Origin of the sequence: Fontivita pretiosa (genome assembly GCF_050410795.1) — a bacterium.
Lineage (GTDB): Bacteria > Planctomycetota > Phycisphaerae > Tepidisphaerales > Tepidisphaeraceae > Fontivita > Fontivita pretiosa.
Genome location: NZ_CP191258.1, coordinates 2,595,684 through 2,621,655 on the forward strand (window position 1 = coordinate 2,595,684; position 25,972 = coordinate 2,621,655).

Genomic DNA, 25,972 nt, shown 5'->3' on the forward strand with positions numbered 1-25,972 from the left:
TAGGCCCTGAGAATTGCCCGAAACAGGTCTGGCGACGGCCTTGACGGGTTTCGCCCGCGGCGGTCAATCGGCTGCGCGAAGGCCGCGTCGCGTTACCTCGTACAGCTTGCCTTGATAGCTGAGATTCCGCAGCACGGCATTTGGATCGAAGCGTCCGAAGCGAGGCAGGGCGCTGATGCCGCGGTTGAGGGTTGCATTGACCCCGAAGATCGATTCGATGATGAGCTGTGCCCAAGCGCCGCCGGAGGAGCAGGCCCAGTCGTTGATGTAGGGGAAGTCCGCCGACGCCTTGCGTGCCCCGCCTGATTCCGGCTCGACGATCGCTTCGACGAAATGCGCCTGCCCGAAGGGACCCTGATTGGCGCTGCGGGCAAGCCCCTTGAGCCAGTCAAACGCCAGATCCACCTGCCCGACGCGGTACAGCGCCATTGCCGCCTGCGCCGGCCAGGCGGTGTAGGCGCCGGTCCACTGATGATCCGGGCGAACGCTGAAGGTCGCATCGTCATCCCCGCACGACAGCGCGTGCATCCACGTCGGCGTCTGAAGCTCGCGGCGGAAGAACGCGACCATCTCATCGATCTGCTGGCTGGGCAGATCCTCGGCGATGGTGTTGATGACCGTGAAAAAGTCGTAGCAGTGGCGAACTTCCACACACGAGCCGTCCGGCCGCCGCGCGTTCCAGTACCCCTTGCCGGGCACATACAGTTTTTGCACCTGGCGAGCCAGCTCGGCGGCCTCGGCACGCAGGGCCGCTGCGCGATCCTGCTCGCCGCGCATCTGGAAAATCTCCGCAACCGTTCGCAGGTTGAACACGTTGGCGGCGTTGAGGCTGGCCACCTCGTGCACATAGCTGCCGACGCATTCCAGCAGGTTGTTCAGCTCGCCATAGTCGGCCAGTCCGCTGCTGGTACGGAAATCCCGCCAACTGTGGGCATACTTTTCCAGGAAGTCGATCACGCGCGGCTCGCTGAGGTGCTGATCCAGCCACGCGCGCTGGCCGGTCCAGCGCAGGTAATCGCGGGCAATGGTGGTCATGGCAAAATCGTTGACCGAATACCACGGCCCGACGCCTGCGCCGGTGAGAAACTCGGTTCCGAAGTGTTTGTGGATGTCCAGGTGCATCCACAGCTCCAGGTACTTTCGCATCACCGCCGGATCCAGCAGCGCGTGCACCAGTGACGACAGCGAGTAGTCCCAGATGAAGGTCACCGGCTGCCAGTATCGTGGCAGCAGGGTGGTGTAGGCGCGTCCGTAGACGGAGAACGGCGTGTCGCGCTTGAAGTAGATCACGCCGAGAATGCCTGTGTGATAGAGGCGAAGGATGTCGCGGTCGGAGGTTTCCAGCAGCGGCATATGCCCGGAATAACGGTCGTTTCCGGGGGTGAAGACCGCGCGAAGCTCGGCATTCCATTCGTCGCGGGCGCGATCGATTTCGGCATCGATGTTAGAGACGATGGAATCGAAAAGGCCAGCCGCTTCCGCGGCGGTTTCAGCGACGGCATTGACATACGCCAGCGTATGCGATTCGCCGGGGCCGAGCGTGAACGTGAACGACAGTCCGCTGGGAGTGACGCGCGCCGGGCGCTGAGCGCAGCCCTGGATCATGCAGGCGGCGCTGTTGCGGGCCCAAAACAGCAGCGCGCCGCGTTCGGCGTCGATCTGGATGCGGTTGTCGGATTCGGTTGGGGGAAAGGCATTGGTCCAGGGCGCGACGGATTTGGTGATCCCGCCACGAAGCCCGAGTTTGATTGAAATGTCGCGTTTGGGCCCGCGGTTTTCAATGCGGATGCGCACGATTGCCGCCATCCGTCCCACCGCCAGCACCGTCGTCGAGCGGATGTGGATGCCATCGTGCTCGCCCTGGCGCTCGATGCGATCGGGATACCAGATGAAGGTGATCGGCCGGCCCGTCGAGACAAAGAGCCGGTCGTTCAGGTACAGCGAGCCGGTGACCGTGTCGGAGCAGGCAAACGGCGGGAAATTGAGGCTGCGGATGCCGCTCAGGTCCAGATCCGCCTGCACGCATCCGAGGAAGTTGGTCAGCCCCGGAGGGTTGAACAGGTCGCCAAAACGGTGAACCATCGGGCAAGTGCCAAGATCGTCAACGGTGGGGATCATTCCAGCTCCACTTCGACCAGATGCGGGAAATACTCTTCGAACTCGACGTAGGTCAGGTAAACGACGCGCCCGTTCTGTTCCGACAGTTCGGGATGCTCCTTGCCGGCGTAAATGAGCGTGGGATACGGCAGGGGTATTGGACGAGGCGGCGGCTGGACGGTCCACAGCACAACCGGATCGCTCCACGGGCCCCAGGGGTGGGGCGCCGTCCGTGCGACGATCCTGCCGGTCAGGTCCAGCGAATGAACCGCAAGGTAGCTGCCCAGGTGTGGGTTGAACGAGACCGACAACTCGCTGGGCATGTGGCTGAAGATCACCGCCGCCTGGGATAGATCGCGGCTCCAGCGATTCTCGGCGGTGAAGTATTCATAGCTGGAGATGTCCGCCAGCGATGCCGGGCGCGCGCGGGCGATGTAGCAAGTCTGCACGTCGTTCTGTTTGACTGTGCCATAGAGGTAGACCAGGCCATCGCGCTGGTCCAGGAGCATCGCCGTGGCGAAGTGCGGCTCGTCGGCCCGCCAGAGGATCGAATCGCCGTCACGTTCGATGCGCCGGAAGCGCAACTCCTGGCGCGACCCGACCGCCAAACCGGAACCGACGATTTCGAAGGGCACCGGCAGCAGTGGCGAGCGTCCGGGCAGCATCCTGACTTTGATGAATGAGAGGTAGATTGTGCCGTCGATCTCGATGCCGTGCTGGCACCAGATCCGATCCCAGTCGGGATGTTCATCGCCTTGAAGCGGAATCAGTGTTCGCAGCTCGCCATGTTCGTCACAGATGTAGGTGTAGTTGCGAAGGCCATGCCGGCCGGTGCGGTCGCGCAGGATCAGCCCGGTGTTGTTGAGCATGCGGCGGATGGTTCCGCGTCCGGACATGTCGGCGTGGCCGACGGGCTGGCCGGCAGCGTCGTACCAGAGACTCTGTCCTGCGGGCGGGCGTGTGCCGATGAGTGTGTCGCCAAAAAACCACAGCGCGGTGCCGTCGCGCAGCGGGATGGAGAACGCTCCGTCCTGCCCGATCATGCGATGCGGGTTGCCGACGAACTGCGGCCCCAGGTCGCGCCCCGCCGCCACCGCCAGTCTCCGCGCCGCGCCGCTCATGCCGCCGCCTCCGCTGCGGCGCTTCTCAGGAAGCTCACGTCGATCGGCGCCGAAACGCTCTGCCCCGACGCCGACGTCAGTGTCACCGATTGCTCGTCCTGGTCGGCCTGGATCTGCGCAACGCGGTCAAAACCCTGGGGAATCCGCGCCACCGCCATGATGTAATTCACGACCATCGGCCGATTGGGATTCAGCTCGACGTAGGTCGGGTACCCCTTGCGGGAGATCGGATTTTCCGCGACCGACTCCGCCAGGCCGGGATGGAAATAGCTGAGCACCTCCTCCAGCCCCATGACGTTGATGTGCCGCCCGTTCCACGGCGCGTAGTGCCGCCCGCCATTGCTGATCCACAGCACGGTATGAGGCAGTACATTCGGGTCTTTCAGCGCGAACCAGACGTAACCCTGTTTGGCAAAGGTCACGGCGGTCCAGGCGAACGGCACGCTGCTGTCGCTGACGAGCATGACCAGGTCTTCGTAGCCGCGCCTGGCCGGATAGCGCGACAGATCCGTCGTCTGCCCGGTGACCATCGGCACCGATTCCAGAGACGTGAACTCCGCGCCCGGCTGAAGGATTGAATAGCCGCGGTTTTCCGGTCGCTCGATCGGCTCGGGGAAGACCTGCCCATAGACAAACGGGCTGGTGGAGATCACGCCGCTGCCCGGCTCGTCGGGAAAACGCAGCATCGCGTGATGCCCGAAGGTCATCGGGCCGCTCATCTGCCGAATCACGTGCTGCGAATAGATGGCCCGGTGGCCCCTGATCAGGCTGATGCGTTTGTCCACCAGTCCGGGTCGGATTCTGGTTCGCAGGCTCAGATGCAGACAGGTTCGCCCCTCGGGGGTGGTTTGCAGCGACTGGAATCTCCATTTGGCGTTGGCGGTTTCACCGTGAACCGGGTGTTTCTCGCGACCGAACGGGGTCGTATTTCCGCCGAAAGGCATGCAGAAGAAGTCGCCTCGGAGCACGCGGATCACCGGCGGGTTGGTCCTGGGATCCAGCTTCTCGGTGGCCCAGGGCGCCACCGAGTACGGCTCGACGACGCGCCCGTCGAGCCTGAACCTCACCGGCCCGACGTGTCCGCCAAGCTCGGTAACGAAGGCCTGCACCTGTCCGCCCGCCACTGCCCAGGAAGGTTGTCCCAGGATATTTTTCAGTGTCGGCGCCGCGGTCGCGCGCTGCTTGGCGCCGCCGCGCCTGCCTGATGATGCCCGCTTCGTCGCCGCACGCTTTGCCATGGCTGTTGCCTCTGTCTTGCCGCCTGTGGTGTCACGAGCATCCGGCCCGTGATCCAATGGATCAGGCTCGTCTTCCCCCGGATGCTGCTGCCTTGCCCGACCGTATCCGTTTGGCCTTCTTGGGCACGGCCCAGTTGCGCTCCGGGGTGATGCTGAACCACTCCGGTCGCTTCGGGTCGCGGTCGTAAGCGTAGTTGCCGAGCTGCTTGTACAGCTCCGAATACTTCGCCAGCTTCTCGCGGTCCAGTTCCACGCCCAGGCCCGGTCCCCTGGGCACTTCGATCTGGCCGTTGACATATCGCATCTTTCCGCCGGCGATGATGTCGTCGGTGAGGTGATGGTAATGGGCATCGGCGGCGAAGCTGAGGTTGGGAATGGCGGCGCCCAGATGCAGCATGGTGGCAAGCTGCACACCCAGCTCGCCCGAGGAGTGCACCGCCACGCCCTGCTGGAACTTTTCGCAGACGACCGACGCCTTCCACGCCTGCCGCAGCCCGCCCCAGAACGTCGTGTCCAGAAGGATCACGTCGATGGCGTTGGTCCGGATGCACGCGGCGAGCTGCTCGAAGTTGACCACGACGGTGTTGGTGGCCGTGGGGATCCGCACGAATTGCCTCACGCGGCGCATCCCCTCCAGCCCGAAGCATGGATCTTCGAAGTAGTCGTTGCGGATGTCCTCGATCGCCTGCCCGACACGGATTGATTCCTCGACGGACCAGGCGGCGTTGGGGTCGATGCGGAAGCGATGCCCGGGAAACGCCGCCGCCAGCGCGCGATACACCTCGATGTCGTGATCCGGATGGAACACGCCCGCCTTGAGCTTGTGCGATGTGAAGCCATATCGGCGCGCCAGGTCCCGTGCATGGGCGACCATTTCGTCGGGGGTTTCTTCTCCGCCGGCGCCGGTCTGCTCGTTGGGATATCGGTAGAACAGATAGGATGCGAACGGCACGTGCTGGCGCAACGCCCCGCCAAGCAGGTCGCACGCGCGCACGCCGAGCTTCTTGCCGATGATGTCGATGCAGGCGAATTCGATGGCGGCGTGGAGCTGGGCGCGGTTGTTGTACAGCGAGGCGGTAGGGTTGCAGATCTTCCAGAACAGCGCCTCGAGTTGCAGGGGGTCGTGCCCGACGAGGTAGCGGTTCAGCCCGCGGAACGCCGCCTCGGCTGACTCTCCGCCTCCTCCCATTTCTCCAAGTCCGACGATGCCCTCGTCGGTTTCAACCTCGATGATGGTTCGGACGAATCGTCCCCAGTGGCAGCCGTTGGCATGACGAATCGGCGCCTCCAGGGGGACCGTGACGGTGGTCGGCTTGATATTGGTGATCTTCATTCCCGCGCCTGCTGCCAAAAGACCCGTTGCGATGATCTTACAACAATGGTGAAGCTGGCGAAGCTGTGCTCACTATACCCGTGACAACCGCCTGCGCCGCATCATGTCTGAATTACAAACCTTCATGTCGGAAGTTTCGGTTTGACGCACCTGCCAGGGACGCTAACTTGGAACTATCCCGGCGGCACGTACCACCGTCCCCCGCCGACACACTTCCTACTCGGGCAGGTGCTTATGTGGGTCAAGATCCGAAGTCTGTTGTGTCTCGCTGCTGTTTTGCTCACGTGCTGGTCTTCGACGCTTCGAGCCAATACCGGAGTGCAGCTTCCGCTGAACCAGTATCAGGCCGGACAGGAACAGACCACCCCCGTGCCCAACGGCACGTTTGAAAGTCCCGGCCCGGATGACGGCTCGGGCAACCATCCCAACCCCACCGGCTGGACGCGGGATGGCAACATGTTCGCCGCCACCCCGACGTTCTCCAACACCGCCAACAGCGGCTCCTTCGCCGCCCAGCTTCGCGACACGCTGTTTCCCGGATCCTACACCCAGCCGGCGCCTGCCATGATTGCCGGCGCCAATTACGTCCTCAGCGCCTATGTCTGGAATGCCGGGCGAACCGGCGCCATGGGTCAGGGTGACCTTGCGACCGTGAAGCTGGTCGATTCGGGCAACCCGTTCAACAACATCGCCATGACGCTGGAGGCCACGGCCAGCGACGGCGGGGCCGGCAGCGGCGGATACCTCATGTACATCCTGCTCAACCAGGCGCAAACCGCCGCCTGGTCCGGCGTCAATGTGCAGGTCATCGCCGAAATCGGCTCGGTCGGCGGGGCCATCCCCACCACCTGGGCACAGTTCGACAACGTCTCGCTCACGCCCGCCCATCAGTTCGTCGCTCAGAAGTGGAAGACCAATGGCAGCGGCAACTGGTCGGACAACGCCAACTGGCTTGGGCGCGCGCCCAATCAGCCCGGCAGCGTCGCCAGCTTCACCGACGGCATTACCTCGCCTCAGACGATCACCGTTGATGCGCCGGTGACTGTCGGACAGATCGATTTCAACAACGCCAACCGCTACACGCTGGGCGGCAGCGGCACGCTCACGCTGGAAGTCACCTTCGACGGATTCGGCAATCAGCAGGGCGTGCCGGAGATCGGCGTGCTGGCCGGCAGCCACACCATCGCCGCCCCGCTGGTGCTCATGCGCGATACGGTGATCCGCGTCGGCCCGGCCACAAGCGTGCTGACCATCTCCAGCGACGTGACGCCCGGCGGAACCCAGGGCTTCGCACTGGGCAAGACCGGCGCGGGCGCGCTGGAGATGAAAAACGTCCGCGCGAATCATCTGGACATCTCCGGCGGCACGGTCCGCGTCTTGGCCACGGGCACGGCCAACAGCCCCTCGGCCACTTCGCGCGTGAATACGCTGGCGGTGGGCGCTGGCGCGCGACTCGACCTGAACAACAACAGCCTGATCGTCAACAGCGGCAGCCTCGCGACCGTCACCGCGTCGATCAAGTCGGCCCTGGAGAATGGCGGGAACTTCGACTGGCTTGGGCCGGGCATCGGCTCGACACAGGCCAATGTCCAGAACACCACCGCCGGAAGCTTCCTGTACGGGCTGGGGGTTGTATTGAATGACCTGGCTCAGGTGGGAGGCAGCGGGCCGATCTACACGACCTTCGCCGGGCAGACACTCACCGGTAATGAGATCCTGGTGAAGTTCACCTATTTCGGGGATGCCGACCTCAGTGGCTCGATCGACGCCACCGACTACTCGCTGATCGACAACGGGTATGTCAACAGTCTCAGTGGCTGGATCAATGGAGACTTCGACTACTCCGGCACGATCGACGCGACGGACTATGCGTTGATTGACAACGCCTACGTGAATCAGGCCGGCCCGCTTGCTGAAGCGCTCATTGCCGAGCATGCCCGGATGTTTGGCGGCGAATACCTGGCGGCGTTGCGGGCGGTGCAGTCGGGAGTGATTCCCGAGCCGTCAGCCGCCATCATCTGCTGCGGCGCTATGACAGGGATCCATCTGCTTCGGCGTCGCGCGCGCCGCCGGTAACTCCGACTCGTCCGCCTGCGGCGGTCTATAATCGGCTCTGGCCAATCACCCGGAGGCGACGCATGCGGAGTCGAACGACGTTGTATGCGGCGGCTGGTGCACTTCTTTCGCCTGCACTTTTCGCCCAGACCACGGCCGTGAGCTACAGCGGTCCGGCGGGAGATGTCTGGCACAACCCTCAGAACTGGATGCCGAACATCATCCCGGACAACGACCTGGGCGCAATGCCGCCGATCCTCTACACGGCGGAAGTGAACAAGCCGGTTGACATCAACGGCTACCAGTTCGACATCGCCGGGCTGAGCAACAGCAGCCTGCTGAGAACGTTCACGAGCTGGGATTTCGACACGGGCAGTTTCGGCGGAGCGCCGTACCTGCTGAACACGGGCACGTTTTCGATCGTTCCGCAGGCTGACGCGAGCGCGATCCTCGGCGTGCCGTTCGGGCAGACGCTGACGATCAGCGGTGGCGGGACGTTTCGACTGGGCGGTGCGGGCTCGGCGCGTATCCGCGGGCTGGGCACCTTCATCAATCAGGATAACGCCATTCGCGGCACAGGGACGTTGGGCGAAGGCTTTCTACTTATCGAGAATCATGGCGTGATCGCCGCCACCGCCAACGACGCGGGCGGCGCCGGCACGCTGCTGATCCATCCCGGTGGCGGCGGCGGGTTGACCAACGCCAACACCCTCCAGGCGCGCGACATGGGCAACCTCGAGCTGCGCGGCACCTATCACAACAGCGGCGGGACCATCGTCGCCGACGCCGGTGGCGTCGTCCACTTCCGCGCTGCTCAGGTCCTGCAAGGGTCGATCACCGGCAGCGGCGGTGGCCTGATCCGTATCGCTTTCAGCACGCGATGGAGAGGCCCGCTCCAGCATTCGGCTTCGACACAGATCGACAGCACCGAGCTGGTTGTGGACGACGTGATCACCAACACCAGTCACATCAATGTCGGCGGCGGACAACTGCGCATCGATACGCAGGCGAGCCTGATGGGCGGCGGCTCGATCAGCCTGCTCGGCGGGAGGATCGAACGATGGGGCAACGCGCCGGCGACGCTCATGAACCACAATAACATCTCCGGGCTTGGACAAATCGGCGCCGCGTCCATGAGCATCACCAACGCCTCCAGCGCGACCATGACCGCCCAGGCCTTTACGTTGACGATCGACCCGGGCGATGGATTCACCAATCAAGGCACCCTGATGGCGAATGGCGGGACGCTGGTGCTGCTTGGAGGCACGTTCAATAACGCCTCGGGCACCATCCATGCTGCCGAGAATTCGGTCGTGCAGCTCAACAGCGCCCGGATCAGCGGCGGGAAACTCACGTCCGCGGGCAATGGCGTCTTTAGCGTGCCGATCGGGTACCAACCGCAACTTCAGGACGTGGACAGCATGGACGCGCGGATCAACGTCAGCAGCGGCAGCGGCGGGCTGCGTCTTCAAGGCTCCATCCCCGGCGCCGGATCGCTGGTGATACGCGGCTCGCAGCTTTTGATCGGCCCCAGCAGCACGCTCGGCGTAACCACGACGTTGGAGCCGGGATCGACGATCCGCGCTGACGGCAGCGGATCGTTCTCCGACGGTGCCCGCGGACGCGCGCCCGGCAACCTTCTCATCAACAACGGAACCATCTCCGGCGCCGGGTCCATCGGCATCAACGCGCTTCAGATCACCAACACCGGAGTGATCCGGGCAGACGGCGGGGGCACGGGACTGGCCAATTCGCTCACGATTGATCCCGGCCCCGACGGGCTGTTGAACAGCGGCCTCATCGAGGCCACCGGCTTGGGAACCGTCATCCTCACGGGCAACGGGTCGGGCGCCTTTGTGCAATCCGGCTCGGGGATCATCCGCGCCACCGACGCGACCAGCAACGTGCAACTGTTCAACAATGCTCGCTTCAGCGGCGGACAGCTCGGCGCCGGCGCCGGCACGGTCAGCGCCGCTTTCGGCACGATCACGCTGGAAAACCTCACCAACAACGCCAGGCTCGTGCAGGTGGGCGTTTCCACGCTGCTGCTGAATGGCGCCGTCGTCAACAACGGCTCGATCACCACGCCGGTCAACGGCAGGCTGGTCGTCGCCGGCGGCTCGACGGTGGCGGGTGGGTTGGGGCACCTGGCCAACAACGGCTCGATCATTGTCAGCGGCGGCGGGCAACTCAACGCCAACTTCATCGAAGGCACCGGCCGAACCACCGTCGAAGCGAATGCGACCGTGCGCGCCCAGGCGATCCGCCAGGCCAACTTGACGATCAACACCGGCGGCCGGGCGGTGCTAAGCCCCGCGTCGGTCGTCAGCCCCCAGGCCACGCGCCTGGGCAGCCTGTCGCTCGCGGCCGGAGCACAACTGGATCTGAACGACAACAAAGCGATCGTCAACAGTGGGAGCCTGCCGACCATCACCGCGCAGATCAAGAGCGGGCTGGAGAACGGCGGCGCGTTCGACTGGCAGGGCGACGGCATCGCCTCGACCACCGCTGCCCAGCTCAATGCCGCCGCCGCAAGCTACCTCCATGGCCTGGGCGTGCTGCGAAACGACATGAGCCAGATAGGCGGAAGCGGGCCGATCTACACGAGCTTCGGCGGGCAGACGCTCGTCGGCAACGAGGTGCTGGTGGGGCTGACGTACTTCGGTGACGCGGACCTGTCCGGCACGATCGAAGCCACCGATTACAGCCTGATCGACAACGGATATGTCAACGGCTCGGGCGGCTGGCTCAACGGAGACTTTGACTACTCCGGCACGATCGACCCGACCGATTACGCGCTGATCGATAACGCTTACGTGAACCAGTCCGGACCGCAGGCGCAGGCGATGATCACCGAGCACACGAAGCTGTTTGGCGAGCAGTATCTCGCCGCGCTGCGGGCGATCCAGGCAGGCGCGATTCCCGACCCCTCAGCCGTCGCGATGCTGGCGGTCCTGGCATCTCCGCTTCTGGTCCGGCGCCGACAGGGCCGAGCGGCCTGATCGGCTCGGGTGTCCGTTGCGGGTCGGCTGTGCGCGTCCGGGGCCGGGTCGGTGATATCATGCGCTCATGATCAAGTTGCTGATCGAGTCACTGCTCATCACCGTGTTCATGGCATCGGTCTACCACGTCAGCCCGGCGGCCGCGCAACCGGCGCAGAGCAGCTACTTCGTCATTGAAGTTGTCGACGACGTTACCGGTCGCGGCGTGCCGCTGGTGGAACTGAAGACCACCAACCACATCTGCTACTACACCGACAGCAACGGCATCGTGGCCTTCAACGAGCCGGGGATGATGGATTGCAGGGTGTGGTTCTATGTCTCCAGCCACGGGTATGAGTTTCCCGCCGATGGCTTCGGGTTTCGCGGGGTGACGTTGGAAACCAAACCCGGCGGCAGCGCGACGCTGAAGATCAAGCGGATCAACATCGCCGAGCGGCTGTATCGGGTCACCGGACAGGGAATCTACCGCGACAGCGTGCTGGCCGGGCGGAAGGCGCCGATCAGGCAGCCGCTGCTCAACGGCGGGGTGTTCGGACAGGATTCGGTTCTGGCGACGGTGTACCGCGGGCGGATCTACTGGTTCTGGGGCGACACCAACCGCGCGTGGTATCCGCTGGGCAACTTCCACACCAGCGGCGCCACATCCTTGCTGCCCGGCAAAGGCGGGCTGGATCCGAGCGTCGGCGTGGACCTGGAGTACTTCGTCGATGAGGAAGGATTCTCGAAAAAAATGGCGCCGATGAGCGAGCCGGGGCCGGTCTGGCTCGGGGGACTATTGGTCCTGAAAGACAACAGCGGCAACGAGCGGATGCTGGCGCACTTCTCGCGGATGAAGAACCTCGGCGAGCGACTGGAGCGCGGGCTGATGGTCTACAACGACCAGACCAACACCTTTGAAAAGCTGAAGAACATCGACCTGGACGCCCCGCTGGCGCCGGATGGACATCCATTCACTGTGACCACGGATGCGGGCCAGCGCTACTTTTACTTCCCGCAGCCGTACCCGAACGTTCGTGTTCTGGCCGACTGGGATCACGTGACGGATGTCTCGACATACGAGGGCTACACGTGCCTGGAGCAAGGCGCGCGATACGACAAGGATTCGCCGAAGCTCGATCGCGACCAGCAGGGTCGAGTGGTCTTTTCATGGAAGAAGGGCACGCCGCCGCTCACGCCCACCCAGCTTGCGGAACTGATCGACTCGGGGAAGCTGCGGCGGGAAGACTGTCCGATGCGACTGACCGACGTGGACACGGGCAAGCCGATCCTGCTGCACGGCGGCTCGGTCTACTGGAACGAGTTCCGCAAGCGATGGATCATGATCGGGCTGGAAGGCCGCGGCACGTCGATGCTCGGCGAGATCTGGTTCGCCGATGCGCCCGCTCCGGAAGGCCCCTGGACCAGAGCCAGGAAAATCGTTACCCACGACAGGCAGGACTTCTACAACCCCACGCAACACCCGTTCTTCGATCAGCAGGGCGGGCGGTTCATCTATTTCGAAGGAACCTACACCAACAGCTTTTCCGGCAACCCGATCCAGACGCCCCGATACGAGTACAACCAGATCATGTACCGGCTTGACCTGGCGGATCCCAGACTGAGCTTCTGAGCGGCGGCGCTGCGCGCGGGGGATCAGCGATTCAGGAACTGCGCGCGCTCTTCGGGAAGCATGCTGTACTGATGCTCGGCGGCGGGATAGCGGCCGGTGCTGACCATTTCGACATAGCTGGCGAAGGCGGCTTTCATGCTCTGGGCCACGTCGCCCAGCACGGGGGCGAATCGCGGGCGGTGCTCGGAGAGTCCGATCCCGTCATGCGTGACGATGACCGAGCCGTCGCACGCCGGGCCGGCGCCGCAACCGATCACGGGAATGCCGCAGTGTTGGACGACGGCGGCGGAGACTTCCGGCGGGACCGCCTCCAGCAGCAGCGCCGCGGCGCCGGCTCGCTCCATCTGCTGGGCCAGCGACACGATCGCCCGCGCCTCGGCGGCGGTCCGACCCTGATACTTGTACCCGCCAATCACATGCACCGATTGAGGTCGAAGCCCCAGGTGGGCCATCACCGCCACGCCGTTGTCCGTCAGCACGCGCACCAGCTCCAGATGTCCGGCCGCCACCTCCAGCTTCACGCAGTCGCAACCGGAGAACTTGACCATGCGACAGACGCTGCGCACGCCCAGGCGCACATCACCGGCGTAGGAGCCGAAGGGCATGTCGGCCACCACCATCGCCAGCGGCGCCCCGCGTCGGACGGCGGCGGTGATCTCGATCATGAACGACAGGGGCACCGGCAGCGTCGTGGGGTATCCGAGAATCACGTTCGCCGCCGAATCTCCCACCAGCAGCATGGGCACGCCGACTTCCTGCATCAGCCGCGCCGTCGTGTAGTCGTAGCAGGTGAGCATCGGCACTTTTTTGCCGCGGGCTCGCGCGGCGCGAAGGTCGGCCAGCGTGAATTTCCTGGTCAGGGGTGCGGGCATCAGTTCATTGTATGCAACCATGGGCCAAACGGTGAGCGGTCCCCGCAGCGGCTTTTGCGCGTCACGGGCGGGACGCCGGTGACACGTCCGAGCCAATTGTGGCATGGCTGTCCCGGCCATGCTGTCCCGGCCATGCAGGGTGCACTCGAGTTCGATGGTGCGATCTGCGGGTTTCATCGCTCCATGCCGCCGGGCACGGGCGCGATGCTCGTGATCCAAGATGTCTGTTCCACCGACCGGGATCGCAACCACGCCGTCGTTTTGCGCGCGGCCACGCCTTGGCGCAGCGTCACGGGTCGGTTTCAATTCGCCTGTGAGGTGCCGCCAATGGCCGACATGCTCGTGAATCTGCTCAAGTTGCCGCCGCTGGAACCGGAGCTTGCCCGAATGCGTGCTGCCGGCGTGATCATCCGCCGCGCAAGAGCCTACGAGATCGGCCTGGTGCGGAAGTTTGTGGAGAAACATTTCAACGCGCGCTGGGCCGACGAGATCAGCGTCGGCTATGCCAACAAACCGGTGACGGTCTACATCGCCACCCGCGACGGGCAGGTGATCGGCTTCGGCGCTTACGAATGCACGGCCCGGGGATTTTTCGGGCCGACGGGCGTGGCCGAGGCCGAACGCGGCAAGGGCGTCGGCAAGGCGCTGCTGATCGCCTGCCTGCATGGCCTCGAGCAGATGGGCTATGTCTATGGCATTATCGGCGGGGTGGGACCGGCCGAGTTCTATTCAGCCGCCTGCGGCGCCACGCTCATCCCTGACTCCACCCCCGGCATCTACACGGATCGGCTCAAGGATTGAGGCGCGCAGCGCAAAACCTGAATCACGAAGATCGAGACTACCCGGGGAACTTGGCCCGGATCGAGCGGTAGGCCTCGCGACCATCGGTGGCGGTGGCGACGTGCCCGTCGGCATAGAGGATGTTGTAAGCAATCTTCCCGCCGCGAGGATCGAGCATTGTGGTGCCCGGGATCGGGCCGGGCATCTTGCCGTGCCGATACAGATCGACCATCGTCTGATCGCTGCGCCCGGGGGTGTAGGTGCGCTGGTTGTTGAAGTTTTCCTGCGGGGCCACCGCGGGCGGCCAGGGGCCCGTCGCCGGCGGCGGGTTCGATTCGACCATCCAGAATCGGCTGTCGGCCACCAGGCATTTCTCCGACGCCGGTGCCCAGAGGCGCTGCTTCTGGAATGTCGCCGGCGGCTGGTAGTTGCCGCCGAATGCGCGTTCCCCGATCGGCGGAAACCCGTTGACGTATCGGTCTGCGCGAAAAGTCGGATAGGGATTCATCCCAAACCCGTTCTGCACGCGGTTGATCCCGCCGATGGTGTTGCTGACGTAGCCGTCGAACGAGGGGCAGCCCCAGAGGATCGACCGCCGCGCCTGCGCCGCCTCGTCGCCCGTCGTGGCGGTCGTGCCGTATTTGGTCCTGGTGACGTACTTGGCCAAAAAGTGCGGCCAATAGGCGTTGGTTCCGGAGAACGGGAACTGATCGCCATACAGATTGTACGATCCGCCGTACTGGGCAACGGGAAAGTATCCCTTGTTCTCGCCGGCATAGAGGTTGAACGCGCTGCCGATTTCCCGCAGGGCGGCGGCGCACTTGACGCGCATCCCCTGCTTACGCGCATTGGTCAAGGCCGGCAGCAGCACGCTGACCAACACCGCAATGATGCCGATGACCACCAGCAGTTCGACGAGGGTGAACGCTTTGGCAGAGTGCAGGCGACGCATGGCCGAACTCCTCGCGGGAAGCGGGGAACCTATTCTGTGCAGAGCTGCGAATAACCGATCGCTCGGGTGGCGCGATCGTACCGCGATGTTATATAAGAACCCTATAATTGTCCAGAAATTCTTTGAAAATCGCGGCTCGCAGCGTTGCTTTTAGGTGTGGCGAGCGTTACTCGACCAAAAGCCGCACCGGACCCAGCAATCCCGCCTCCTGCAGCGCAGAATCCTCCAGGCGATACGGCGCCGTGGTGCGGGTGATTCGCTCCTGCGGCGGCAAGGCGCGATCGCCGATCAGCCGGTTGGCCCAGGTGTTGGTCACCTCGATGCGGATCTGTTGCGGGTCGGCGTCGGGCTTGAGCGCATCGGTGATCTGTACCCGATACGGCGCGGTCCAAACCACACCGCAGTCGATGCCGTTGACGCTCACACGGGCGACGTTCGCCACTTTGCCAAGGTCCAGCCACACCCGCCGCACGCGCCCGCTGGAGGCGATCGGCCAGGAAAAACGGTTGTGGTACGTCGCCGTTCCCGAGTAGTGTTTCACGCCCTTCTCCGACCGTGCCGACCACGATTGCAGTTTCTGAAAGATCACGGGATCCTCCGGGCCGCCACGGGATGGTTCGAACGTCACCCGCCAGGGTCCGGGCACTTCGGCCAGCTCGCGCGGGTCGCTGAAGTTGGATCCATCCTGACAACTCGTGCGATCGGTGGGTTGCCGCAGAACCACGAAGATCGAGCCGTTGGCCCAGAACCGCAGCGGAAGGACTGTGCGCCCCGATTCGATCCGCCACTGGCCCGCGGGGCGCGACTCGCCGCTGAGTGGATCCCACAATTCCGGCACGCGCCCGGCCACACGCAGCGAAACCTCGATCGTCCGCGTCAGCTCCTGCTGATTGCAGATGAAATAGATGTCCAGCCCCGGGGCGGCGCGGTGCGTCCAGGCAATGCCGGATGCAGGCTGGCCAGTGTCGGGATCCACCGCAATGAAATCGCGCGGCAGCTCCAACTCATCGAACGATTCCTTCTCATAAGCTCCATCCAATACCTCAAGCTCAGTGGCGATCTGCTGCACGGCCTGGTCGCCGGCCGGGCAGTCGCTCAGGCTTGGCGATCGCGCCGGGCGCTGTAGCGCGATGACCTTTGCGCCGTGCCTGATCATTTCGCGCAACTTCGCGGCCAGCGCGGAGCTCATCAGTTGAGCATTCGGCGAGCCTGGCCGAGCCGGTGGCAGCACCAGCAGGCGATAGCTCGCTCCGCCGGGCAGCTCGATTCGCCCATCGCGCACCTTCGCCAGCCGCAGCAGCGCATCGGGATTGATCGAGTCGTACTTGTAGCCTCGAAGCGCATCGATCCACTGACCCGGATCAACCATGTTCGCGGAATGAAACACGCCGGCGGGCTGCTCGCGCAGCGGCTGGGCGTCGTTGGCCAGCCGACGCTTCTCACGTGCCACCGCATCGGCCCCGAGGACGCCCGGCAGCGTGCCTGCAAGCTGTTCGGGCCGCACCGCCCGCCGGGGCAGTTCCTCGCCGCTGAACACCGCCACGTCCACCACCGCCTGTCCCTGCTGCAGCAGGTACTGACATCTGGCCGCGTACTGCACCATCGCCGTGGCCGCCGGCTCCCACCATGTCTGGTCGCGCTGGAAATACAGCCCCACGCCGTCCAGCGTCATCCCGGGGCGACGATCCAGCCACGGATTGTGCACGAACACGTGATAGACCAGACGATTGATCCCCAGGCAGTAATGACGGTCGCCCAGGGCCTTGAGCATCGCCGGATGCTCATCCCAGGCCATTCGCAACTGGGTGAACGCCTCGGCCTGCACGATCGGCTTGCCGTAGAGATGAGCGGCGGAGACCGCATCCAAAATGTCATTGGGCTTGTCGTGGGTCGGGCTGCGCAGCCAGAACTCGCCCATGGGCAGGTCCACCGTGGCGAAGTGGCGCATGCCGTCGCCGCAGAACGTCGGGGCGACGCTCTCGGCGCTGAACTGGCAGCCGTGCCGCCGCGCCTGCTCGGCCATCGGTTCGTAGAAACCATCGATGACCAGCTCCGCGATGGTCTGTCGCACGTCGTAGAGGAATCGCTCGGAAACGTCGGCGCTGTCGATCGGCACGCCCGCCATTGCCGGCAGAAACAGCAGCGGGTCATACCCGCGGCGGCGACGAAACTCGTCGCGAAAAACAGGCGACCAGTTCTGGCTGCCGCACTCCCAGCTATCGACGTGAAAGATTTTCAGCACCCGCCCGGCAAGCTCCGGGCCGGCCTCGCGAATGGCCTGGCCGAACCAGCGGTCGAACTGAAGCCTGGCGGCGTCGGGGTTGAATTTGTCGCACTCCAGCCCGCGACCCGCCCCGCCGGTGGCGTTGCGATGCCCGGTGGATGTGTGCCCGATACGCAGGATGGTCCACCGCTGCCCGGGCGGCGCGTCCCACGTCAGTCGGCCGTCCGGGGTCATGCGGTCGGTGATGTCGATGATGCGATCGTGCGGCACGCAGTCGGAGTCGGCAACGGCGTGGCTGCTGGTTGGCGGCGCGATGCGCCACGCCGCGCCGCTCTTGCCCTCGAACTGATGAATGCGCGGCTGGCTGGAAAGCTCGATCCCGCGTACCTCCAGCGCCGGTCGCCACTTTGCTGAATCCAGGTCCTCGGCTCCCGGCTCTGAGCCGGCCGGATCGTAGACAAATCGAAAGTGCCGCGCGGTGGTCGGCGGGATCGAATGCGTCCAGGGCGCCTCGCCGTCCTGCCACCCGTGGCGCGGCGGCTCGAGCTGCGTGACAAGCCGGAATTGCTCGCCATCATCGCTGACTTCAACCCGCAGACGATTGGCCTGATACCCCCGCGCTCCGTCAGCGTGAATCGTGATCGACCGGCACGTGAACGGCTCATCGAAGCTGTACTGAATCCAGCAGGGCCGGCTGCTGCGAAACTCCCGGCGACTGTCGGGCTGAATCAGAAAACCGGCAGCGACTCCCGGGCGGCTGGTGGTCAGCTTCGGCTTGACGGTTCGGGTTGAGATGCCGGCGCCGGGCGGAGAAACGAAGGCCAGAACCGCAATGTCGCGGTAGTAGCCTTCGTTGGTCGGCGGCTGTTCCAGTACGATCTGCACACGCGCCCCGCCATCGACCTGAGTCTGGCTCCACACCAGCTTCTGCATCGACAGCTCGGGGGTGATCCAGGGCCCGCCGGCTGTGGCAAAGCCGTCACAGGCGTGCATCCCCAGCTTCAAGCCCAGCCGGTCCGCTTCGCGCACGGCGTGACGGACCAGGTGCCACCACTGCGGCGTGAGTTGTTCGACCGGCGGATCGATCAGCGGCGGGCTGGTCGGGCCCTTGATCGGCATCAGGTACGCGCCGCCGATCCCCGCACGTCGCATCGCCTCCAGATCCGCCGTGATGCCTTCCTTCGACACCGCCGCGTGCATCCAGTACCAGAAGACCCAGGACCGGGCGGCGTCGGGCGGATCGCGGAAGCCGCTGGCCAACTCATCGCCCACGGCCCGCATCGGACTCAGCAGCACCAGCCAGGCGATCGGCATCGCGCGCAGCGCCTGCATGCACGCGCGCAGCGCCTGCATGCACGCGCGCAGCGCATGCGCGATCCCGAAGCAGATCGAAACAGCCGCACCGCTGCGCCGAGCCCCGCTCAGCTTCGCGCAGGAACGTCCGTGCCACGGGCAACGTACGCGCCACATGTGCCTACCGTGCTTCAAAGACGTAGCTGCCGGACTCGATCGCGAAGATCGCCCGATCGCCCTGACGTTGCAGGAGCTTGACGCCCGGCGACTGCTCGGCGGGCAGGTCGCCTTCGTACACCGCTGCGTCGGACCGCATCAGCGGCACGTGCACCGTCGCGGTCGTGTTGGCGGGAATCGTCGCCCTCAGCACCAGCCGCTGCTCGTCCCGCTCCCACCTCACCTCGATCAGGCCGTGGATCGACTCGTAGCTCGCCTGCACCCATTTCAAGTCGCCCACAGGCTGCGGCCGAATCACGATCCTCTTGAATCCCGGCCCCGCCGGATCGACGTCGATCCCCGCCAGGTCCTTGTAGAACCACTCGGTGATGTGCCCGAGCATGAAATGATTGTGGGACGAGGTACCGTTGGCATCCCACGACTCGGTAAGGCTGGTGGCGCCCTTCTTGAGCATGTAGCCGTAGCCGGGCTTGGTGTCCTGGTTAATCATGCGGTAGATCACGTCGGATCGCCCCCCCTCGGCCAGCGCCTGGAGCAGGTAGCGGAACCCCACGTCGCCGGCGGTCATCGCGTAGCCTCGTTGCTCCACATCCTGCACCAGAGCCGCCAGCACGCGATCGCGGTCCTTCGGTTCGACGATGCCCATCACCAGCGGCAGGGCGTTGGCGCACTGGGAATTGGTTGCGTAGGTCCCCGCCTCGGCGTTGAAAAAGTGCCGGTTGTAGCTGTCGCGGATGCGTTCGGCCCGCGCTTCGAAATCTTTTGCTTCATCTTCGTGTCCGAGCACCGCCGCGATCTGCGACAGCAGCCGGGCATCCTGATAGAAGAATGCGGTTGCCGTGACCGGCGGCGGGGTGAGCTGCGCGGCGCCGGGCTTTTCGGGTCCCAGGTCGTACCAGTCGCCCAGCCCTTCCGACAGGATCAGGTCCCTGGCGCGCGATTCCAGGTACGCGAAGTATCGCTTCATTTCCCTGTAGTGCGCGCGGAGAAGATCGACATCCCCGCTGAACAGATACTGCTGCCACGGCACCGCGATGAACGCCGCTCCCCACTCGGCCGCGCTGCGGAATGCCCCCTTGAACTGCGTGTACTCGGGCGCGATGTTCGGCACCATGCCCTCGGGCGTCTGTGCGTCGGCCATGTCGCGCATCGCCTTGGTGAAGACGCGCGGCAGGTCGAATTCGTATCGGATCGCCGGGCCGTTGAGGTGATACTGCTCGAGCCAGCCGAGTTTTTCGCGGTGGGGGCAGTCGGTCAGGACTGAGACCATGTTCGACCGCTGCGCCCATCGTACCAGCTCGCGAATGCGGTTGAGCAGATCGTTGGACGTTGCGAACGTCCCCGCCGGCGGCGCGATCGAGTGCACGATCACCGCCTCCAGCGATTCGATCTTCGGCAACTGTGAACGATCAACCGAGTCGCCTTGCTTTGGCGGGTCTTCGTGCCCGGGCGGGATGAAATCGGCCCGGATGTACCGCGAGCCGACATAGTAGAACCTGGGGAACCACGATTCCTGCCCGTCGGTCGATTTGGTGTACTGCCACCACGACAACCCGCGGCTGGGGTTGCCCATCGTGAAGCGATTGATCCGTCCGTCGGGCAGGGTGATCTCCGCGGGCGTGAGTCGGACGGTGCTGCCCGCCGGGCCGGAAACCCGCAAGCGAGGCATGAACGAGGCGTTCTGTCCGAAGTCGTAGACCGCGCTGCCGTCGGGAAAGGTTTTGACGCTGATCGGCGCGCGGGTCTCGATGGCGCGGATGGGATCGGCGCTGACGCAGTAGCCGCGCAGTGTGCCGCCGGGGCGAACCTGCGCCACCGCGTGCCGCCAGTTTCGATCATCGAAGCCGGGGCTGTCCCAGCCGGCCGGATCGAGCCGCGCGTCGTGGTCCTCTCCGCCGTAGATGCTGTTGTAGACGATCGGCCCCGGGTGGGTCCGCCAGGTTTCATCCGTGCCGACGAACTCCACCGTGCCGTCCTGGTATTCCAGTCGCAGGTGCAGGATCGCCTTCAGCGGCCCGAACGAGCCGGTGAACTTGGCGAAGCGGTTGCGGCGCTGCACATGATACATGCCATTGCCAAGGACGATCCCCACGGCGTTGCGTCCCTGGCGCAGCATCGCTGTCACATCGTGCGTGTCGTACAGCAGCGTCTTGTCGTAATGGGTCCAGCCGGGCGAGAGCAGGTCCTGTCCAACCCTGGCGCCGTTGAAGTGCAGCTCGTACTGCCCCAGACCACAGACGTGGACGACAGCGCGGCGCAGGCCGGGCTTCACCTCGAATTCCCGCCTCAGCAGCAGTGCTTCGCTCACCGCCGGCGCCACGATCCAGATCCCCTTCCATTGCCGCGGGTCCAGCAGCCCCATCGTCCAGGTTGCCGGCTCGCTCCACGGTGAGGCTCTGCCGTCGCGGTCCCAGGCGCGGACTTTCCAGAAGACCTGTTGGGATGAATCCAGCCTGGCGCCGGCGTAGCGGACGTGCGTGGTCTGGTCCGACTCGACCCGCCCGCTGTCCCACAGATCGCCGCGATCCTGCGCCAGGATCTCGGCGCTGGAGGCCACCAGCACTTGCCAGGCCGTCTGGCGCTGCCCGCGCTGGTTGCTGTCGATCCGCCAGAAAAGCCTGGGCCGCTCGACATCGATGCCTGCGGGGTTTACTCCGAACTCGCAGCGCAACCCGACGACGCGCACCGCCGACTCCATGCCCTCTTGAGCGAACGCCGACGAACTTGAGACAACCATGGTCAATGCAACGAGTGTAAGCAGAAACGCCCCCGACCGACACACAAGCGGCGATGGAAGGCGCCCAGTCGTGTCACGGGCATTGTGCCAGTGCCGTGTGCGTCGAACTCCACCCAATCCGGATGTAGACATTTTCCTGATCTCGATCCCGCCGTGCACGGCCGAGACGGCCGTGACACAAGGCATGATTCACCTCGAGCATACCAGCGCGTCACAGTTTGGTCGGATCCACCACCACGTGCTTGATTCGCTTGCGGTCCCACGTGTAGGTGATATGCACCAATCCATCGGACGTCTGGATGACGGCGGGATAGGCGTAGCCGGCATGGTTCGGCTCGGATTCCAGCGTCAACACATGCCGCCAGACCAGACCATCATCCGAGACTGCCACGTCCAGCGGCCAGCGGTTGCCCTTGGGTTCGTGCGGGCGGTGCGCCGAATGGTTGTAGACGATCAACTGCCTTCCGTCGGCCAGCGTGACCGCGTCGGTGCCGGAATTCGGATTGGGCAGAGCCGCCGCGGTCAGCGGGCTCCAGGTTTTGCCCTGGTCTTTGGACCAGGTCTGGGCGACGACGCCCTGCTTGGTGCGGCACAGCGCCTGAAGCGAGCCGTCGCGGTGAAACAGGATGCTGGGCTGGATCGCTTCCAGCCCGGGGCCTTTCTCGACCGGACCGATGATCTGCCAGGTCTTGCCGGCGTCGCTCGATCGCTCGAAGTGGACCCGCCAGCCGCCGGCGCCTTCGGTGCTCGATGGCGACAGCCACGAGCCATCGCTCAGCACCACTGGCTTGTTCTTGATCGGCCCGAGCACACCATCGGGCAGGCGAACGGCGTCGCCAAAGGTCTTGCCGCCGTCGCTGGAGGTCTTGTACATCCCCCACCACCTGCTGGGCGAGGGGCCGACTTTGTAGAACAGGAACAGCGGCCCGTTGTCAGGCGCCTGGAACAGCACCGGGTTCCAGGTGGGCATTCGCGTGCCGTCGGGCTGCACTCCATCCGCGACCTGGACCGGCTCCAGCCACCTGCCGTTCTCCCGCCGCGCCAGCCAGATGCACACATCGGGGTGCCGCTCGCGGGTTCCCCCGAACCACGCCGCCGCCAGTATTCCGGGCGAGATCTCGACGATTGTGGAGGCGTGGCACTGCGGGTACGGCGCTGTTTCGTAGATGAATTGCGACTCGACGATTGCCGAGGGATGGCGCAATTGAGCCGCTGGTTGGCCGGTCATGGCGTTGGCTTGCCCCGCCGCCTGCGCCGCCGATGCCATCGCCAGCGACAACATCAGCGTCAGCAGTCGCAGAGGTTGTTGATCGGTTGTCATCATCAGAAAAGGGGTCGGGAGTCTTTTTCGCCCCTGGAAAAGACTCCCGACCCCTTTTTCACAGGATCATCACCACTGCGGAGATCACGCTGGTCCACAGCCCGGTCTTGTCCCCCTCGGCGGTCTGGACATAGGCGCGCGTTTTGACGATCTCCCCGCTCATCATGTACTGCTGCTCACGCTCGTCCCAGGCTTTCTCCGGATCAAATGGAATGCCCAGCGTCGTGGCCAGCATCGTCGCGGCAAGGTCCTCGCACAAATCCTCCGTGCGCTTCTCGGTCATGCCGTAACCGTGATGCTCGGCGATGTAGCCGTGAACGTGATTCTTCGGAATCGCCAGCCCGATCCCGGCGCAAATCAGGCGGTTCGGCTCATCGGTCGCCGCCTCGGCCAGTACGCAGAAGGTGATCTGTCCCGGCTTGAGCTTGGGCAGGCCTTCGCTCTTGGGGATGATCTTGCAGCTTGTGGGGTAGATGGAGGAGACGCGCACCAGGTTCTGCTTTTCGATCCCCGCGTCGCGCAGCGCCAGCTCGAAGCTCATCAGCTTTTCGCGGTGCCGCCCGACGCCCTTGGTGAAGAAGCATTCCTTGGGCATGAAGTCGTCGCCATTGATCATCAGCTCATTCTCCTTCGACCGGACGAGTCTCACGCCGGCGCGTCGCTTAAGGCGCGGAATTATATCGCGATGGATCGGCACGGAAAGAAGCCCGTTGAACAAATTGACAGCGCCGCGCGCGTCAAATCGCCTTGGCCCAGTCCGGCGGCAGCAGCAGCACCGGAATCCGCGTGTTCTTGATCAGTTCAACCGGCACGTTCCCGGCCAGCAGCCGCGCGAAAATGTTCTTGCCGGTCAGCCCCAGCACGATCAGGCTGATCTCGCGCTCGCTGGCGGTATTGAGGATCGCGCGGGCGATGTCGTCAGAGAACATCAGCAGCGTCTGCACCGCCACATTACGCTCCTGAAGCTTCTCGCTGAGCAGCCGCACCGCCGCTTCTCCCTCGGCCTGTTCCTGCTCCCGAAGCTGCCCGCCACTTGGCCGGGAAACATGAACCACCAGCACTTCGGCGTCCAGGCGGGTTGCCAGGTCCGCCAGCGGCTCGACCAGCCGCTGCGACGCCCAGGGACTGCTGACGGCGACCAGGATTCGGCTCATATCCCAAAGTTAAATGGCAAGCACAGGTCAATGTCAATGTTGCGGTCCGCTCGGCGCCGGGGCAGACCCTGGCTCGCCCCGGCCTGCAATGAGGCCCACTCGGACCATCAAATCGTGCATTCGCCGCAACGCTTTGCCACGATGGCTGATGCGATGCTTGTCCTGCGGCTCCAGCTCGGCTGTGGTTTTGCCCAGCTCGTCGATCAGAAACAGCGGATCGTAACCGAAACCGTTGCTTCCCCGAGGCTCGTGGATGATGCGACCCTCGACCGCATCGCGCGCCGTCAGCACGATGTGCCCCGCCGGATCGGACAGCGCCAGCACGCACACGAATCTCGCCGTTCGCTGCGCAGCGGGAACCGAGCCAAGCTGCTGAAGCAGCAGCCGGTTGTTGTCCAGATCACCCCTGCCCGCGCCATGCACTTCGGCCCAGCGGGCGCTGAGCACCCCGGGCGCCCCACCCAAAGCATCCACCTCAAGTCCGCTGTCGTCGGCCAGTGCCCAGACCCCCAGCTTCGTGGCATAGTACGAGGCCTTCAAACATGCATTGGCGCGGAATGTGCGTCCGGTCTCCTCGATCGCGGGCAGCTCAGGATGCTGCGAGAGGTCCGTCCATTCGAACGGGGCGTCGGCCAGCATCTGGCGGAACTCGCGGGCCTTGCCCGAGTTGCCGGTCGCGATCAACACTTGCATCGTCGTGGACACGTGGCGCTCGCAGGTTGAGATCGGCCCGAACCGTTGGAAACCAGCCTGGTGGAGACTGGCCCTTTGGACTGATAGCATCGGGACCGAAAACCTCACCGATCGAATGAACGCAGCCGCCCCTGCCCCTGACGGGCAGGCTCATGTGCCACCGGCGGCCTGTCCGCCGATGGCGCAAAGGTTGTATCGTACGGCAGGGCAGGCGATCCTGCCCCCGACGCGGGCCTGGCCGAAAGCACCGAATCCCGGCCCTGGTTGGGAATCACCACCAGAAACGACGGATCCGGCTGCGACACGCCGTTGATCATGCGCGTATGGACCAGGCCATTGATGGCGTGGGTGGGATACTGCTGGATCGTGGCCCGCATGGACGGATCGACGATCTCGACCCTGGGTTCCAGCACCTCGATGTTCTGCTTGCCCGCCAGCGCCGCCGCCGCCCGCGCGAACTCCCGCGGCAGCCCCGCCGACAGAACCATCATCGCACGATCCGGATCCTGCGTGCGAGCCGAGCCTTTCTCCTGCGCCTTGACCGCGTGCATCGGCCAGGCCCCGATGCACACCGAGCTGACCGTCGGTCCGTGGTAGTAGTACGCCTCCACTCCCTGCGCCCGCGCCTCGCGAACCGCATCGACCGCCGCCTGCTTGCGATCCGGGCTGTCCTTGTACGCCGCAATCTGAAGCGACCAGTACCCCTTGGCGTTGGCCAGGTTCCACTCCGGCGGCGCCTGCGGGTCCGGCGCCGCCAGCTCCACGAACAACGCCTCGCGGAACGGACGATTGCCCATCGGATCGGTCATCAGGTCGATCCGTCGCCGATCCGTCTGGGCACGCTGTGTCTCCCCGGGTTGCTCCGGATCATTGATCGCCTTGTAATAACCGTAATACAGCAGACTTTGCCCGTTCTCATGCACGACATACCAGTCGGGCATTCCGGTGCTGGCGATCAGCTCATTCTTGACGCGATTGGCCCGCTCCACGTGCATCGGTCCCTCGATCCGACCGCAGTAGATCGTGTACTGCGCTCCTTTGGGCGGGGCCGGCGCGTCGTTGACAGCGCCCTGTGCATGATACTTTGCCCCCGACGGTTGCGCCGGGGAAGTTCGCGGCGGCTGCTGGGGCTGCACCCTGGGCAGCGCCTGCGGCTGCACCCGCGGCGCAGCCTGGGGCTTGCTGGTATCCGAGGAGCAGGAACTCAAACCCAGAATCAGGCCGAGGATCAGGATGCGCGATTTCAGCATCGTCAAAACTCCAATCCAGTTCCGCAGAACCGCTGGCGTCGCGATTCTAGCCGACTGCCTGCAC

The 25,972-nt window shown here is 64.7% G+C and carries 17 protein-coding genes; 4 read left to right on the top strand and 13 right to left on the bottom strand.

Annotated elements, in window-relative coordinates; translation table 11 throughout:
* Positions 1–63: 63 nt before the first annotated feature.
* The 4 genes from ACQS5P_RS10495 to ACQS5P_RS10510 form a co-directional block, all read right to left on the bottom strand.
* Positions 64–2,118, bottom strand: coding sequence for an MGH1-like glycoside hydrolase domain-containing protein (locus tag ACQS5P_RS10495; protein WP_428940843.1), 2,055 nt, complete (start codon positions 2,116–2,118; stop codon positions 64–66).
* A complete protein-coding gene (locus tag ACQS5P_RS10500; RefSeq protein WP_428940844.1) occupies positions 2,115–3,218 on the bottom strand; it encodes a DUF4185 domain-containing protein in 1,104 nt (367 codons plus the stop codon). The genes ACQS5P_RS10495 and ACQS5P_RS10500 overlap by 4 nt, the downstream gene beginning before the upstream one ends.
* The gene (locus ACQS5P_RS10505) at positions 3,215–4,456 is read right to left on the bottom strand and encodes a hypothetical protein (RefSeq protein ID WP_428940845.1); all 1,242 of its coding nucleotides are present in this window, start codon (positions 4,454–4,456) and stop codon (positions 3,215–3,217) included. Before ACQS5P_RS10505 ends, ACQS5P_RS10500 begins: the two co-directional genes overlap by 4 nt.
* A gap of 61 nt (positions 4,457–4,517) precedes the next feature.
* Positions 4,518–5,789: an enolase C-terminal domain-like protein gene (locus ACQS5P_RS10510; protein ID WP_428940846.1), complete on the bottom strand. Its 1,272-nt coding sequence runs from the start codon at positions 5,787–5,789 to the stop codon at positions 4,518–4,520.
* 318 nt (positions 5,790–6,107) lie between these two features.
* Between ACQS5P_RS10510 and ACQS5P_RS10515 the strand changes: the two genes are divergently transcribed.
* The 3 genes from ACQS5P_RS10515 (at position 6,108) to ACQS5P_RS10525 (ending at position 12,455) form a co-directional block, all read left to right on the top strand.
* Positions 6,108–7,865 (top strand): dockerin type I repeat-containing protein, encoded by a 1,758-nt coding sequence (locus ACQS5P_RS10515; protein ID WP_428940847.1) that lies wholly within the window; start codon positions 6,108–6,110, stop codon positions 7,863–7,865.
* A 62-nt stretch (positions 7,866–7,927) separates the two neighbouring features.
* Entirely contained in the window at positions 7,928–10,846 is a 2,919-nt protein-coding gene (locus ACQS5P_RS10520) for a beta strand repeat-containing protein (protein ID WP_428940848.1), read from the top strand.
* 67 nt (positions 10,847–10,913) lie between these two features.
* Entirely contained in the window at positions 10,914–12,455 is a 1,542-nt protein-coding gene (locus ACQS5P_RS10525) for a hypothetical protein (RefSeq protein WP_428940849.1), read from the top strand.
* A 23-nt stretch (positions 12,456–12,478) separates the two neighbouring features.
* On the opposite strand, the gene panB is transcribed toward ACQS5P_RS10525, so the two are convergent.
* Complete coding sequence (gene panB / locus ACQS5P_RS10530; RefSeq protein WP_428940850.1) at positions 12,479–13,327, bottom strand: 3-methyl-2-oxobutanoate hydroxymethyltransferase; 849 nt, start codon at positions 13,325–13,327, stop codon at positions 12,479–12,481.
* A 132-nt stretch (positions 13,328–13,459) separates the two neighbouring features.
* Here panB and ACQS5P_RS10535 point away from each other — a divergent pair, with 132 nt between their 5' ends.
* Complete coding sequence (locus ACQS5P_RS10535) at positions 13,460–14,128, top strand: GNAT family N-acetyltransferase (RefSeq protein ID WP_428940851.1); 669 nt, start codon at positions 13,460–13,462, stop codon at positions 14,126–14,128.
* Between the two features lie 37 nt (positions 14,129–14,165).
* On the opposite strand, the gene ACQS5P_RS10540 is transcribed toward ACQS5P_RS10535, so the two are convergent.
* The 8 genes from ACQS5P_RS10540 to ACQS5P_RS10575 all read right to left on the bottom strand — a co-directional run bounded on the left by ACQS5P_RS10540 (position 14,166) and on the right by ACQS5P_RS10575 (position 25,908).
* A complete protein-coding gene (locus ACQS5P_RS10540) occupies positions 14,166–15,059 on the bottom strand; it encodes a type II secretion system protein (protein WP_428940852.1) in 894 nt (297 codons plus the stop codon).
* Positions 15,060–15,225: 166 nt separating this feature from the next.
* Positions 15,226–18,636 (bottom strand): glycosyl hydrolase, encoded by a 3,411-nt coding sequence (locus ACQS5P_RS10545; RefSeq protein ID WP_428940853.1) that lies wholly within the window; start codon positions 18,634–18,636, stop codon positions 15,226–15,228.
* A 121-nt stretch (positions 18,637–18,757) separates the two neighbouring features.
* Entirely contained in the window at positions 18,758–21,490 is a 2,733-nt protein-coding gene (locus tag ACQS5P_RS10550) for a family 78 glycoside hydrolase catalytic domain (protein ID WP_428940854.1), read from the bottom strand.
* A 211-nt stretch (positions 21,491–21,701) separates the two neighbouring features.
* Entirely contained in the window at positions 21,702–22,814 is a 1,113-nt protein-coding gene (locus ACQS5P_RS10555; RefSeq protein WP_428940855.1) for a sialidase family protein, read from the bottom strand.
* Positions 22,815–22,869: 55 nt separating this feature from the next.
* Positions 22,870–23,427 carry a pyruvoyl-dependent arginine decarboxylase gene (locus tag ACQS5P_RS10560; protein WP_428940856.1) on the bottom strand — a complete coding sequence of 186 codons (558 nt, stop codon included), beginning with the start codon at positions 23,425–23,427 and terminating at the stop codon, positions 22,870–22,872.
* Between the two features lie 121 nt (positions 23,428–23,548).
* The gene (locus tag ACQS5P_RS10565; protein WP_428940857.1) at positions 23,549–23,965 is read right to left on the bottom strand and encodes a universal stress protein; all 417 of its coding nucleotides are present in this window, start codon (positions 23,963–23,965) and stop codon (positions 23,549–23,551) included.
* A 33-nt stretch (positions 23,966–23,998) separates the two neighbouring features.
* Positions 23,999–24,658 (bottom strand): RdgB/HAM1 family non-canonical purine NTP pyrophosphatase, encoded by a 660-nt coding sequence (gene rdgB, locus ACQS5P_RS10570; RefSeq protein ID WP_428940858.1) that lies wholly within the window; start codon positions 24,656–24,658, stop codon positions 23,999–24,001.
* Positions 24,659–24,762: 104 nt separating this feature from the next.
* The gene (locus ACQS5P_RS10575) at positions 24,763–25,908 is read right to left on the bottom strand and encodes a hypothetical protein (RefSeq protein ID WP_428940859.1); all 1,146 of its coding nucleotides are present in this window, start codon (positions 25,906–25,908) and stop codon (positions 24,763–24,765) included.
* Positions 25,909–25,972 lie beyond the last annotated feature (64 nt).